The 12,073-nt window shown below is 52.9% G+C and carries 17 protein-coding genes and 1 tRNA gene; 9 read left to right on the top strand and 9 right to left on the bottom strand.

Annotated elements, in window-relative coordinates; all coding sequences use genetic code 11:
• Positions 1 to 263, bottom strand: a 263-nt coding sequence (locus tag Q371_RS18505; protein WP_034343156.1) for a transposase, incomplete at its 3' end; no start/stop codon positions are given.
• 236 nt (positions 264 to 499) lie between these two features.
• Between Q371_RS18505 and Q371_RS18500 the strand changes: the two genes are divergently transcribed.
• From Q371_RS18500 to Q371_RS18480, 5 genes are read left to right on the top strand one after another with little or no spacing between them, the layout of a single operon-like run.
• Positions 500 to 1,003 carry a hypothetical protein gene (locus Q371_RS18500; RefSeq protein ID WP_034343155.1) on the top strand — a complete coding sequence of 168 codons (504 nt, stop codon included), beginning with the start codon at positions 500 to 502 and terminating at the stop codon, positions 1,001 to 1,003.
• Positions 1,004 to 1,015: 12 nt separating this feature from the next.
• Positions 1,016 to 1,258 carry a hypothetical protein gene (locus Q371_RS18495; protein ID WP_034343154.1) on the top strand — a complete coding sequence of 81 codons (243 nt, stop codon included), beginning with the start codon at positions 1,016 to 1,018 and terminating at the stop codon, positions 1,256 to 1,258.
• Complete coding sequence (locus tag Q371_RS18490; RefSeq protein ID WP_034343153.1) at positions 1,255 to 1,527, top strand: hypothetical protein; 273 nt, start codon at positions 1,255 to 1,257, stop codon at positions 1,525 to 1,527. The genes Q371_RS18495 and Q371_RS18490 overlap by 4 nt, the downstream gene beginning before the upstream one ends.
• The gene (locus Q371_RS18485; protein ID WP_034343151.1) at positions 1,509 to 2,348 is read left to right on the top strand and encodes a transglycosylase SLT domain-containing protein; all 840 of its coding nucleotides are present in this window, start codon (positions 1,509 to 1,511) and stop codon (positions 2,346 to 2,348) included. Before Q371_RS18490 ends, Q371_RS18485 begins: the two co-directional genes overlap by 19 nt.
• Before the next feature lies 1 nt (position 2,349).
• Entirely contained in the window at positions 2,350 to 2,556 is a 207-nt protein-coding gene (locus tag Q371_RS18480) for a hypothetical protein (protein WP_034343150.1), read from the top strand.
• 262 nt (positions 2,557 to 2,818) lie between these two features.
• On the opposite strand, the gene Q371_RS18475 is transcribed toward Q371_RS18480, so the two are convergent.
• Positions 2,819 to 2,894 (bottom strand) — tRNA-Lys (locus Q371_RS18475).
• A gap of 312 nt (positions 2,895 to 3,206) precedes the next feature.
• On the opposite strand from Q371_RS18475, the gene Q371_RS28120 reads away from it, so the two are divergent.
• From Q371_RS28120 to Q371_RS18460, 3 genes are all read left to right on the top strand, one after another.
• The gene (locus Q371_RS28120) at positions 3,207 to 3,338 is read left to right on the top strand and encodes a hypothetical protein (protein WP_281174327.1); all 132 of its coding nucleotides are present in this window, start codon (positions 3,207 to 3,209) and stop codon (positions 3,336 to 3,338) included.
• Between the two features lie 207 nt (positions 3,339 to 3,545).
• Positions 3,546 to 3,854 carry a hypothetical protein gene (locus Q371_RS18465; protein WP_034343144.1) on the top strand — a complete coding sequence of 103 codons (309 nt, stop codon included), beginning with the start codon at positions 3,546 to 3,548 and terminating at the stop codon, positions 3,852 to 3,854.
• A gap of 22 nt (positions 3,855 to 3,876) precedes the next feature.
• Positions 3,877 to 4,224, top strand: coding sequence for an arsenate reductase family protein (locus Q371_RS18460; RefSeq protein ID WP_245618370.1), 348 nt, complete (start codon positions 3,877 to 3,879; stop codon positions 4,222 to 4,224).
• Between the two features lie 3 nt (positions 4,225 to 4,227).
• On the opposite strand, the gene Q371_RS18455 is transcribed toward Q371_RS18460, so the two are convergent.
• The 7 genes from Q371_RS18455 to Q371_RS18425 all read right to left on the bottom strand — a co-directional run bounded on the left by Q371_RS18455 (position 4,228) and on the right by Q371_RS18425 (position 11,030).
• Entirely contained in the window at positions 4,228 to 5,502 is a 1,275-nt protein-coding gene (locus Q371_RS18455; protein WP_051964770.1) for an amidase, read from the bottom strand.
• Between the two features lie 101 nt (positions 5,503 to 5,603).
• Positions 5,604 to 6,260: an outer membrane lipoprotein carrier protein LolA gene (locus Q371_RS18450; RefSeq protein WP_034343142.1), complete on the bottom strand. Its 657-nt coding sequence runs from the start codon at positions 6,258 to 6,260 to the stop codon at positions 5,604 to 5,606.
• Positions 6,261 to 6,316: 56 nt separating this feature from the next.
• Positions 6,317 to 7,231 carry a hypothetical protein gene (locus tag Q371_RS18445; protein ID WP_034343140.1) on the bottom strand — a complete coding sequence of 305 codons (915 nt, stop codon included), beginning with the start codon at positions 7,229 to 7,231 and terminating at the stop codon, positions 6,317 to 6,319.
• Positions 7,232 to 7,403: 172 nt separating this feature from the next.
• Positions 7,404 to 9,332, bottom strand: a complete 1,929-nt coding sequence (locus tag Q371_RS18440; protein ID WP_051964768.1) for a DUF4900 domain-containing protein — start codon at positions 9,330 to 9,332, stop codon at positions 7,404 to 7,406.
• Positions 9,329 to 10,174 (bottom strand): PulJ/GspJ family protein, encoded by an 846-nt coding sequence (locus Q371_RS18435; protein WP_169743886.1) that lies wholly within the window; start codon positions 10,172 to 10,174, stop codon positions 9,329 to 9,331. The genes Q371_RS18440 and Q371_RS18435 overlap by 4 nt, the downstream gene beginning before the upstream one ends.
• An 11-nt stretch (positions 10,175 to 10,185) precedes the next feature.
• Entirely contained in the window at positions 10,186 to 10,599 is a 414-nt protein-coding gene (locus tag Q371_RS26000; protein WP_051964766.1) for a PulJ/GspJ family protein, read from the bottom strand.
• Positions 10,596 to 11,030: a pilus assembly FimT family protein gene (locus tag Q371_RS18425; RefSeq protein ID WP_084571527.1), complete on the bottom strand. Its 435-nt coding sequence runs from the start codon at positions 11,028 to 11,030 to the stop codon at positions 10,596 to 10,598. Before Q371_RS18425 ends, Q371_RS26000 begins: the two co-directional genes overlap by 4 nt.
• Positions 11,031 to 11,637: 607 nt before the next feature.
• Between Q371_RS18425 and Q371_RS18420 the strand changes: the two genes are divergently transcribed.
• The gene (locus tag Q371_RS18420; protein WP_034343134.1) at positions 11,638 to 12,072 is read left to right on the top strand and encodes a hypothetical protein; all 435 of its coding nucleotides are present in this window, start codon (positions 11,638 to 11,640) and stop codon (positions 12,070 to 12,072) included.
• Position 12,073: the final 1 nt, after the last annotated feature.

The raw sequence follows: 12,073 nt of genomic DNA, 5'->3' as shown, positions 1-12,073 counted from the left end.
CGCTCAATTCGCAGCGTTTCGACTTCCTTTTCCAGCTCTCGGATGCGCTTTTCCTGTTCGGTCAGGGCTGGAACACCTCGACCGGTGAAGACGGGTCGGCCCTGTTCCTGTGCTTCCTTATGCTTGCGGATCCAGCGACACAGGATTTGGACGGAAATGCCCAGGTCTTCTGCCACTTTGGTGGCGGTCATCCCAGGTTGGGTGGCCAACTGGACGGCTTGAAGCTTAAAATCTGTGCTGTATTTGGTGGGCGTTTTTCTCACGGTCTGACTCCTATTCTGACAGCTCAACCTGGAGTCAACAAAACTGTAGCAAGATCACAGAGCAAGGCACAGTTTACAGCTACGATTCGGTTAACAACGTGTATAAATGCGTTTCAACCATCGTCCGGGTGTTGAACTTCTCTAGTAGTTACAATTTGACTGAATGGGGATTGGCCCGCCAAAGCACGGGAAGCCTAAGCATCCGAGAGCTGTTTAGGGATGGATCAAATAATCCTGTGTCCATTGCTGTCTCCAGCGGTAAACAGCTCAAAATCACTCACGTTCTTACGCTCACTTTACCCGCCGTTTTTGCCCCAGTGTCTTTCCCTGTGACGGGATTGGGCACTGTTACGGGTGTGGGAGGGTGTTGGGCAACCGATTCAAACATTCAGACATTGTTTCAGCAGTTGCTTCAGAGCACCGGAACCAACTTTAATGCACATTTCCCTTCTGTGGCGCTTCCTGCTCATGCTCAGGCGACCCAGTGGTTTGTTACTGCTGGTTCCGGTGCGTCAATGACGGTTGATGCGTATGTGGGTGGGAGCCGTAAACGTACCCGGCGCGTGACACTGAGTACATCCCAATTCAATGGGTCAATCAATGAATTGATATTCGGTGTTCATGTTAGCAGTCAAGCGGCTATTATTTCTGGATTTTTAATAAAGCTGGATGCCCCCATCAATAAAACTGCCTCTAACACATTGAGTTTTGTGATGGATGTCAGTTTCAACAGGGTTTAAGAAAGGAGACTCATGCACCAGTACACATACAGCATCATCTTGCGCCGTAAGGATGGAAGCAATGAAACCCTAGGTAATGTGGTTTTGCAGGGGGAAGCACAGAATTTGGATCTGGCTGCATTTGCAGCCCTGCAAGCATCACAAGAGCTTAAAGCCTCCCCGATTCCCGGTTTTGTGGTGTGGCGGGAGCACCTGTTGAATGCTCAGGACATCCAGAGCATCAGGGCTCAATGTCTGGAGATTCGGGAAGCATGATCAATTCCGGTGCTGTTTCCCCTGCTGTCAAGATCCAGCCAGTCCCGGTACCCCTACCACATGTGATCTTAAAAATTCCAATTCCTGCAGGAAAAACACTGACTCACTTCTCTGGCTCTGCAGGGGCAATGCTGGCCACCCTAGACGATCTGAATGCTTTCATTTACTTCAAAAGGGGCGGGTGGGTGACTCGCAACACCCGTAAACATGGTTTGGGTGGCCAGTCTATGGGGGGATTGGAGGATGGATCATGGATCGAAAAAACCTGACCCCTTATCTGGTTGTGGGTGGGATTCTGGTGGGGATGGCCCTGCTGCCCAAAGCCACCACTGTCACCAAAGCAAACCTTCCGCGCAAAGTAGATGATCCTGTGCTTCCGGATCCGGATCCACCAAAGCCAGGAGTGCCATCAGGACCGAAATTACGCCGATATGTGGATGGGGTGGACAAGCGCCCCATTTCTAACCTGTACAGCCGGCCCCGAGACAAGCAGGCCAAAGCGGTACAAATGGGGATCTATCAGGCCGGGTACAACATGAGCCAGTTGAAGACCATGCAGGATTGGATGGATGTGGTGGCGAAGGAAACCAGTGGGGCCCTGATGTACAAATTGGCTCTGGCCTTCATTGCCCAGTGCGAGAAGGAAAAGTTTCCTCTGGACCTTGCGATCGGGCATGCGTTCGCTGAAAGTGGTTGCAGGCCGGCCATGACCCCAAATGGTGCCGGCGCGGTCGGGCCCCTGCAGGTGACTGCAGTTGCAGCCCAGCAGGTCGGTGAGCACTGGCCACCCCTCAGCTATGAGGATGCCATCAGGATCGGCCTGAAGTACATGAAGTACATCCGGAGAAGCTTCCCGGAGGCCAGAAAGTCTGTGGTGGACTGTCTACGCATTTACGGGATGGGTTATGGAGGGTTCCAGCAGGCCTTGCAGCTGGGATGTCCTGGACCACAGTTTGAAACGTACAGCGTTTGGAAAGCGGAGTGTGGTCACAAGAGCTACGTGTACACCAAACGGGTTCTGGAAGTGGCCAAAAGGCTCCCTCTGGACCTGCATACCGTGGCATGGGACAAGTGGTCCGGAAAGGAATGACATGAGTTTGAGTCAATCAGAAAAAATCATGTTGGCCGGTTTTGGTTTGGTGGTGGTGGCCAATCTGGTTGGAGCTGCCATGATCACCAGAGAACTGGCACGAGCAAACAAGCAAATTGATGAAACTGCAGGGATTGTGAACAGCGTTGGACGCGATTTGGAGCAGGTTGTTAAGCGCATCTCTGGATATGTAGGAGTACGTCTGTGAAGCGTAGCAACATACTTGTGCGACAAATAGTGACATATACTGTTTGAGACGTTCAGGAGTGTGCGTCCAAATATCCCCCTCTGGTGTGGCCAGAGGGATTTCTTATTTGGCTTTCCCAACCGCACGGTAGATTACCTTGTCCCGCTACTCGGTGGGCTGTCGAGTAAGCTCATTGTTGCAAAATTGTTGTACGGCAGCTCTTTGCTGCAAAATCAGCATAAACACCAAAAGCAAGAACCCCCGTCTAGGACGGGGGTTTCTATGGTGGGTTGTGTAGGGCTCGAACCTACGACCCAGTGATTAAAAGTCACTTGCTCTACCGACTGAGCTAACAACCCTTTTCGCTTGCGCGCTTTCGTGCGCAGCGACAAAAAGTATATGCGGTATTGCAGAAGATGTCAACACCCCCAGAGCCCTTCCTGCTTCCTCAAGATTTTTATTCACCCAGAGGTGTTTTTTAGGCCCTTCACCACTGCATTGATAGTATTTATACTCAGTTCAAATAAGTACATCTCTTCAGGATTTCTCGGGATCAGAAGCCACTCAGCAGGTCTCAGAATCGATTCAGTGACATTCAGTGCAATTTCAGTCTTCATGGTTAAGCTGAAAACAGGTCCGGAAGTGACCGTTTCGCCACAAAGGAGGCGCACATGCTGTTCGTACTTTCTCTGGGAATTGGATTGCTCTGCGGAAGCTTGCTGCTCAGCATCGTGCTCTTGCTGGACCGGCTCACCCGACCTGCTGAATTTCAACTTGAAAAAAACCTTTCATCCTGGCAATGACTTGAAACCCAAGCCTCCACTCTTAGATTCTTTGCATTTGATTCCACTGTTTTCTTTTTTCCCTTTTGTTGAACCTCACCAGAGGCCGCCTGTCCTCTCCTGACCCATCCCCCTGACCTGCAACAGGGGGACGGTTTTTTGTGGATGTTTTGGTCTGGATGTTACAAATCGGACAGACTTCAAAGCACCCCTCGGGCACACTGGAGCATGGAATTTTCACCTCAAATTGTCCCCGAATTGCAAACCCACACCCAGAAGTACCTTGTGCAGCAAGGGTTTGCCTTTCAAGTCTCGGGCAGTGTGTCTCAGGACAACAGCATCGACCTGACCCTGCGCGATCCCCAGAGCACCCCCTCAAAAGGGGTCGTGCTGCGTCTGACAGAGGAGTTTCTGCGTTTCAGTGATCCTCACAGGGTCCATGAAGTGCTGGAACAGCAAGCCCATTACTTCGCCAAGCAAGGATTGCATGAAATGGAACCCGAAGGGTTTCCGGTCATCGTGATCGGGGCCACCTGAACGGAGCAGGTACACTGAAAAGGTGGAAGTGCAGATTTTTGGAATCAAAAAGTCACAGGATGCCCGCAAAGCCGAGCGTTTTTTCAAGGAACGCAAAGTCAAAATCCACCATGTGGATCTGGAGGTGCGTCCCATCGCCAAAGGTGAATTGGCCCGCTTTGTGCAGAAGGCTGGGGGCCTCCTCAACCTGATTGACAAGGGCAGCAAAACCTACCAGAAAAAAGGCCTTGAGTTCATGAAGCTCTCTGAAGACCGCTGGCTGGAACTGGTGCAGGACCACCCGGACCTGTTGATATTGCCTCTGGTGCGTTTCGGGCAGAAAGTCACCATCGGGCACGATGAGGCCACCTGGAAAAGCTGGATGGAGTGACCTTCAGGGCTGGATGAGGGCTCTGGTCAGTTGAAACACCTGATCTTCCCGCCAGGGTTTGCCCACCACCTGCAAACCCACAGGAAAACCTTCTTTCGTGAATCCCCCAGGAACACTGAGTGCAGGCCAGCCCAGCAGACTGTAGGTGGCTGTATAAGCCACACTTCCAGAGGGAACATCGTGGGGTTGGGCAGGCAAGTCGGAAACCGGGCAGAGGATCAGGTCTGCATCCTTCATCCAGCGCAACCACGTGCGTCTGAAGTGGTCCCATTGAAAGTACAGGGCACCCAACTGGTCTCCGGTCAGTGGGGTGCTTTCCCATGGATCCCAGAGGTCAGCACTGCGGGATTCGGCCGTTTGCCAGTACTGCTGGGTGATGGGCATGACCTGTTCCAGAAGTGGAGGTCTGCACTGTTCGATTTGCACCCCCTGCTTCTCCAGTTTCTGCACGGCATCCAGAAGGGCTTGTTCAATCTCAGGGTGCAGAACATGTTCAGGATGGTGGCTGTACCAGCGCACTTTCAGCTTTTCCAGAGGCTTCTCGGGACCAGCCACCAGAGGAACCGGAGGGGCCGTGTGGTCAAGGCCATCTGGACCGGACAGAATCCGAAAGGTGAGTTCAATGTCCCTCAGGGAACGGGCAATGGGTCCAATCACGGTTCTGGAGTCAATCAGGCCCGCAATGGGCGGAAAATGTCCGGTGAGTGGAACCCGTCCAGAGGTGGGTTTCAACCCGTACACCCCACAGACATGGGCAGGTTGACGGATGCTGCCTCCTGAGTCGCTTCCCAGACCCAGAGGACTGGCATGTGCAGCAACCAGCACCGCTTCTCCACTGCTTGAACCTGTGGGGCTGTATTCCGGGTTCAGTGGGTGGTGGGTCCGACCATACACAGGACTGTCCGATGTCACCGTGGTTTTGGCGAGGACGACCGCTCCAGCCTCTTTCAAACGCCGGACGCTGCTGGCATCTTCTGAAGGCATCCTGTGGAGGTGCTCGGGCATGTTCCCTGCGCATGGCAAACCCTGCACGTCAATCCAATCTTTGACCGTCAAAGGGACACCATGCAAAGGACCAAGGAGGGTGCCTTGAGCACGCTCATGATCTCTCTGGCGGGCCACTTGCAATGCCTGAGCATGGCCTTCAAAAGCCACTGCGTTGAGATGGGGCAACTCCTGTTGTTTTTCAATCAGGGCAAGGGTGACCGCCTCAGAAGTGAAGCGACCTTCCCTGATGCCCTCTGCCAGTTCTGTGGCGTCCAGCAAAGTCAAATCCATGTGGTTTCACTGTAAGCAAAATGGATCAGGTGGTGCTTCTGAAAAATGGCTTAAGCAAAAACCCTCTCCCATGATCGGAGAGGGTTTCAAAACAAACCGCTTTACTTCTTGATGACCTGTGCGTCTTTGGGCAGACTTTTGAGGGCAGAAGCTTTCAGGCCCGAGTTGGTCTTCCAGGTGGTGAAGTTCAGGTCTGCCAGCACTTTGCCTTTGCTGTCCAGGGCCTGCATTTTCAGGGGACGCCAGCCGTTTTCAGAGATGGTCACACGGGTTTTGGTGAAACCCAGATCCTGCTCTCTGGGGGTGGCTTCAATCACGTACACCTTGCCGTTTTTGTCCGTGTCGGTGTCGATGAGCTTCAGGACAAACTTGTCTTTGCTGAGTTCGGTGGAAAAATCAGCAAAGCGGGTGAAGTCAAAATTGAAGCCCTCCAGACGGGCTTTCTTGGCGCTCTGGACCGTCACCTGATTGGTCAGGAACAGGTAATTGTAGACGGTGTTTTTGTCCACAATCACCACGTTGTCTGCCAGAGCGTCAGGGGCATTGAAACTGATGCGGGTCAGGTTCAGACCGGGGATGTTCTGGATGTCCAGATCGATGCTCTGTGCACCGCTGTCCAGTTCGGCTTTGCCGACCACCCGGATGGTCACGTCTTTGATGTTCTTCTGGTTGGCCTGCACTTTGGCAATGATGTCATCGGCGGTCTGTGCCATTGCAGCAGAGCCCATGAGCAACACAGTAAACAGCACTCTTTTCATGCTTCTAGTCTGCTTTCTGGAGAGGTGAGAAGTCTTGTAGACTTGTGAACTGGCATTCACTCATTCAGGTCTTCTTCAGGTTCAGGCTCGGGGTCCAGAGTGAACTTGTAGGCCGTTCTGAAGGTGTAATACCGTTCTGTGAAGTAGGCCCCGATGTTCAGTTTTCCTCTGTTCATGGGGGTTGTCAGATCCACCCCATACCTGAGGGGGAAAACCGCTTCACGGTAAGGCTCGTAGGCAGCAAACACCGTCACATCGCTGTTGAAGAAGTTTTCCAGTTCATAGACCCCAACTGTGCCTTTGACCCCCCAAGCCACCTGCCCTGCCTGATACCCGACCAGAGCATCCACAGTCATGATGGCGAGGTCTTCGCGGTAAGTGATGCCTGCTGTGCCTCCCCAGAGGTTGCCCTGAAAACCGTCACCCCAGACGACTCCGGCCCGGTATTCCAGCGCACGGTCCCGGTATTGCAGGCCCAATTGGGCTTGATTCTCAATGCCCACTTTTCCAGCACCGATCAGGGTCCACTGGCGGTCCAGACGGTATTTGCCGTCCAGCTCCGCACCAAAACCAGATCGATCCAGCTCTGGATTCAGGGTGAACGCCTGAAACTGGTCAAAGTAGGTCAAAGAGGAGGTGGTGTAATGGGCCTGCAGGTTGACAGTGACTTTGCTTCCCAGAACCCCACCCAGTTTGCCTTCGATCCGGTAATCTTGCATCCAGTTGTAACGGGCTTTGATGCCTGCAGAAAGGTTTCCTGCCACACCCAGATCAAAAGAGGTGTCTGCACCCAGCCAAACGGCCTGATCACTGACACCAGCCAGCAACGTCAGGTTGTCTGCCACTGAAAATCCACTGATTTCTGCATGACCGTGAGGATGGGTGGTGGCAAAGCCTGCTCCAATTTCCAGATCGGTGGCCTGGGCCAGAGGGGCAACCAGAAACACCAGAGGGATGAACCATTTGCGCATGAATCCTCCATTCTTCAACACACATCTGGTTTTTGAATCAGATGCGAACATGTTCAGAGTCTATTCGTTTTTACCAAACTCCAGCATGAGATGGCACCCATTGTGCTGATGTGGTCGGCCCATCCAACAAAAACGGAGGGGAAATCCCCTCCATTTGACCTGCTCTGGTTTTTTATTGCTCTTTGATGCCATACCCTTGCACGAACACCGCAGTCACTTCATCGTTGGGGGTGGTGGGGAAAAAGGGCGGTGAGATGCCTTGCAGCAGCCTCTGGTCATAGGTGAAAGAACGCTTGTAGCCGGTTCCACCTGTGGTGCCCACTGGACCGTAATAATTCTCAATCAGACCACCGAGCAAGTTGATCGCTCCCCGATCCCGGCCTGAACCGTGCTGCTCCACCTTGAATTCACCGCTGCTGCTCATGACCACCCCTTCAATGGCGACATCGTTGGGGGCATGGTCCAGACGTTCGGTGTTGGTGCAACTCCCATCCAGGCAGTTGCTGTGGGTGCCCACCGTGACATCCCCATTCTGGCTGTAGATCCCAAGAATGTTGTCTGCACCCATGTTGTTGCAACTGGCGGTCTGGATCTGACCTCCCGTGCCCCGAGACAGTCTGCCTGCGCAGGGAGTGTCTTCGTACCTCAAGTCCCGGGTGATGCGGATGGTGCTGTCTGCGGCAATGGTCATCTGGGCAAAAGAGGCCAGAGCCGCAGGGGCAGTTTCAAGACCCGTTCCTGTTCGGTCCAAGCCTCCCACCCGACTGAAGGAAGGTCCGTAAATCACCCCATTGAACGCCCGTCCAGCACCCCAGGATGTGGTGGTGGTGGTCCAAGTGGTGCCTGTAGAGGTGTTTTTCTGGATCACCATCTGACCATTGACCATGGTCACACGCCAAGTGTCACAGGTGCTGGTGTTTGCGGTTCTGCAACTCTGGATGTATTGGGCTGTGGCTTTCACACCTGTCGCAGGAACATTGCCATTCATGTCTGCGGCCCACAACTTGAGGGTGCGTGCCTCGGTGTACAACAGTCCTGCGGCTTGCGCAGCACTTTGCTGGTTGGCACTGTTGGTGGGCATGGGAATGTAGGCTGCGTTGAAATCAATCCCTCTGGTGAGCTCAGGGCAGACCCCCAGACTGGTGCAGTTGGGACTGGTGCCCCCTCCAGCAAAAGCCGTGTTGGCGGTGCTGGCATTCTGAAGGGTGTAACCTCCGGTGCGGGATTGCACAAAAGCACCAGTGGATTTGGAAGTGCAGGTGGCGGTGGTGCATCCTGCCGACGTCACAAAAGACCCGAAGTAAGGGGTCCCTGCAGCAAAAGCAAAGCGACCATTGGTGTGGACTGGGCCGTCATACAAAATGTTGTTGGTGAACACCACAGTGTCTCCGGCTGCACTGGTGTGGATGTTGGTGAACAGACCAAACCGGGCAAAAGAGCTGCGTCCCACTTGAAATTGATACTCGCCCAGCAAGGTGGTCATTCGGCTGGATCTGCCTTTCTCTCCAGTCACCACCACCAAGTAAGGCAAACTGTAGGTCTGGTTGGCCACGGTTCCTGTGCCGTTTCTGGGAGCACCCACCACAAAGCGGGCAGGTGGCAATCCCATGCCTGCTGGCAACGCCTGCCCACAGGCCGTACTGGTGAAATACAACCGCACCCGAACCTTGGATTGATCTGAAAGGGTCACGGTGTTGTTGCAGAAATCTCCATCCGCTTGCTGCTGGATGGCGGTTTTGACTGCTGCCAGAGCAGCATCCACACTGGCAGGCTCTGGAACATCTCCTGTGCCTGATCCGTAAGACCAACGGCTGGTGGCCTGCCCAGTTTTCATCACAACCTGCGAAAGGTCTTCTCGCAAAGGACCAGCGAGGGCTTTGCCGACCACCTGTTGACCTGTGTAAGAGGCCAAGGTCGCAGAGGAAAGACCCATGGAATCCCCTGACGCTTGCACTTGCTGCAATGATCGGGCTGTGAGCAGGCTGATGAATCCCATCACCAGCACCATGATCAGGATCACAGAAATCAGAGCAAAGCCTTGCTCTGGCGGTGTTGAGACACGTTGAGCATAGGGAACATTTTCAGGATGATTGGATCTCATGTGCACTCCGAGTAAGTGTTGATGTTGAGGCCTGTGGGGGAAACCAGATTGATGGTGTTGCTCAACTGTTGGGTTTTGCCGTTTTCAGTGATGCCCAGCGTCAGGTTGATGCGACTCAGTCTGGAAATCACCCCTGCATTGCTGAACGATTGTCCTTGGTAGGTGTTGGAGACTGTTTCTGTTCCCGTGCTGGTGTTCAGATAGGTGTACCTGAGTTGAAAGGTGGACACATTCCACGCCATGATGGTTTCTGCTGCTGCACCCCGACGTTCATAGAGCATTTTGTTGACGGGATCGTAGCGAAAACCCACAGGGGTCACCAGACTGAGGGTGGCCGTGCTGGATCCAAGCACATTCTGGCATCCTGCATGGCGCAAAACCTGGGTGGAGCCTGCAACCGTAGCCGTTGTGGTGCGCATCAACCGGGCCGACGCTCCATTCAAGAGCACCAAGTACGATCCTGAGGGGACAGCAGGCAGGCTTCCCATGTATGCTGTGATGCTGTCAGACAATTCAAAACTGGCTGTGGGCACCACCCCAACACCTGCCACCGTGTTGCCAGAGGTGGCCATGGGTCGCAAAACACTGATCTGATTGACCCCAGAAGGATACGGCTGGTTGGCCACCACCCCAAAAGCACTGGAACGCAATTCCTGGGTGATGACTTCTCCCAGTCGGCGGGTTGCATCTGTGGCATTGATGCGGTTTTGCAGGTCAGAAGATGTGCTGGAGACGTTGGTGGTCAATTGAATCAGGGCTGTCAACAAAACCCCCACAATGCCCATGGCCATCAGAATCTCCAGCAAAGTGAATCCTTTTTCATGGGTTTGAAACGGTGTCATCATCTGCCCCCTCAGTAACCCACATTGGTCTGCACACAGGTGGTTTTCCGACACACCTGCACAGAAAATTGATTGATTTGGGTTCCACCCACAGCCAGAGGATTTCTGACCGTGATGATGGCGCTCACCTGGGTGGTGTTCTGAAACCCAAGGTTTTGCAACTGGGTGGCATTCAGGCTGAGACTGGTCTGACCTGAAGCAGGCAGCACCAGAATGTCTTGGGCCATCACCCTGCGCCCAAGACCCATCATGATCTGCGTGAGTTGGTTGCGCTGCTGCACCTGATGGTCGCTCTGGTAGCTTCCCACCGCAACATTGGCGGTGGCTGCCATCAGCACAGACAAGATGGCAAGAGCAACAAGCACCTCCACCAACGTCAATCCTTGAATCCTGCGTGAATCCAGAGGCAAGGGCTTGATCTTCATGGCTGCCACCTTGTTTGTCCAATTCCGCTGACTTGCAACACTTTGGTTTTTCCGTTGATCACCATGTTCAAACTGCTGACTGAGCCTGGCAGGACCACCCTACCACTGGCATCAAATTGGATGCTTTGCGTTCCAGTGAGACCTGTTTGAATTCGGGTGATTTCTGCGCTTCTGACTGTGGTGCTCCCATTTCTGAGCACGATCTGGTTGCCTGAAACAGATAAGGTCAGGGCCTGACTGCGACTTGCTGCCAGAGTGGCCCCGTCACGGATCAAACCCCGGAAGTGTTCGGCTTGGTTCTGGGCGGTCAACCGCTGGGTGGCCCCGAGGTAACCGGAAACCCCAATGCCCATCAAGATGGAAACCACAGCCAGGGTGATCAGCATTTCCAGTAATGTAAAACCTGCTGGTGTTTTGAGGGTATGGTGCATGGTTCTCCTGATTGCAGGCACAAGGGAAACAATCCAAAAACCACCTTCTCTTGCGCCTGCATTGGGAAGGTTTACACATCGGTTGAAAAGTGAAAAGACATTTTCCGAATGTCGTTGTTCTCATTTTAGGCTCCAAAGCCCACACTTTTCTTTTTTACAAGATGAACAAAAATTCACGGTTCACCTGAAGAAGCATTTCATTTTTCACATTTAAATAAGAAAAAGACTTTGATTCCACAAAACACCAAAGAAATTTCTGTTTATACTTAATCCAAATTCCTTGTGTGAAACAGCAGAAACCCCAAACACTTCTGGCCGGGCTTCTAAAGTGGCTTTCAGGAAACATGAGTACAGCAAAGACAGAAAAAAGTGTTTGGATGCTCCAGAGTGCAAAGCCAAATGCTCAATAGAAAAAAGCATTTTCTGGACAGGATTTTTCAATATCCAAAAGGACCGTAAGAATTCTGTCAGGTTTTTCTTGAATGTGTTACATTTTCTTTAAGGAACAAGCAACTTGACGGTATAACAGAGATGATCATGTCACAAATGGGAAAACACAAAGACTTTTTCAGGTCTTGTTGCACCCCTTGAGGCAGTAAACTGAAGCATGCTTCGCAACTTCAACCTCTGGGGGATCTGTGCACTGGTCCTGACAGGATGTGCTCCTGCAGCCTCTGGAGTGATCCGCCTTCCAGAGCTGCAATTGAAGGACAGCAAGGTGTCCATGAATGCTGAACTGTCCTATGTCCTTCAGGTGCAACTGACCAATCCCAATCCTTTTCCTTTGCATCTGAAAAACATCTCCGGGCAGTGGATTCTAAATGGCAAAATCAGCCATGCCCTCAAGCTTCCAGACCTTGTGTTGCCTCCCTCTGGCAACCTGTCCTACAACCTCAACACCACCGGCCCCATCCCAGACGGCTTCAAAACAGACAAAACCCACACCTTTCGCTTTGATGGTGGATACCTCCTCGAAGCACAGGGGAAACAAACCACCCTTCAGGAGTACACGCTCTGGCAGGGAGCCTTCCGCTTGCCCTGAA

The organism is Deinococcus misasensis DSM 22328, from assembly GCF_000745915.1.
GTDB classification, from domain to species: domain Bacteria; phylum Deinococcota; class Deinococci; order Deinococcales; family Deinococcaceae; genus Deinococcus_C; species Deinococcus_C misasensis.
Note: the sequence above shows the minus strand (reverse complement) of the source record. Positions and strands in the feature narration are given on the sequence as shown.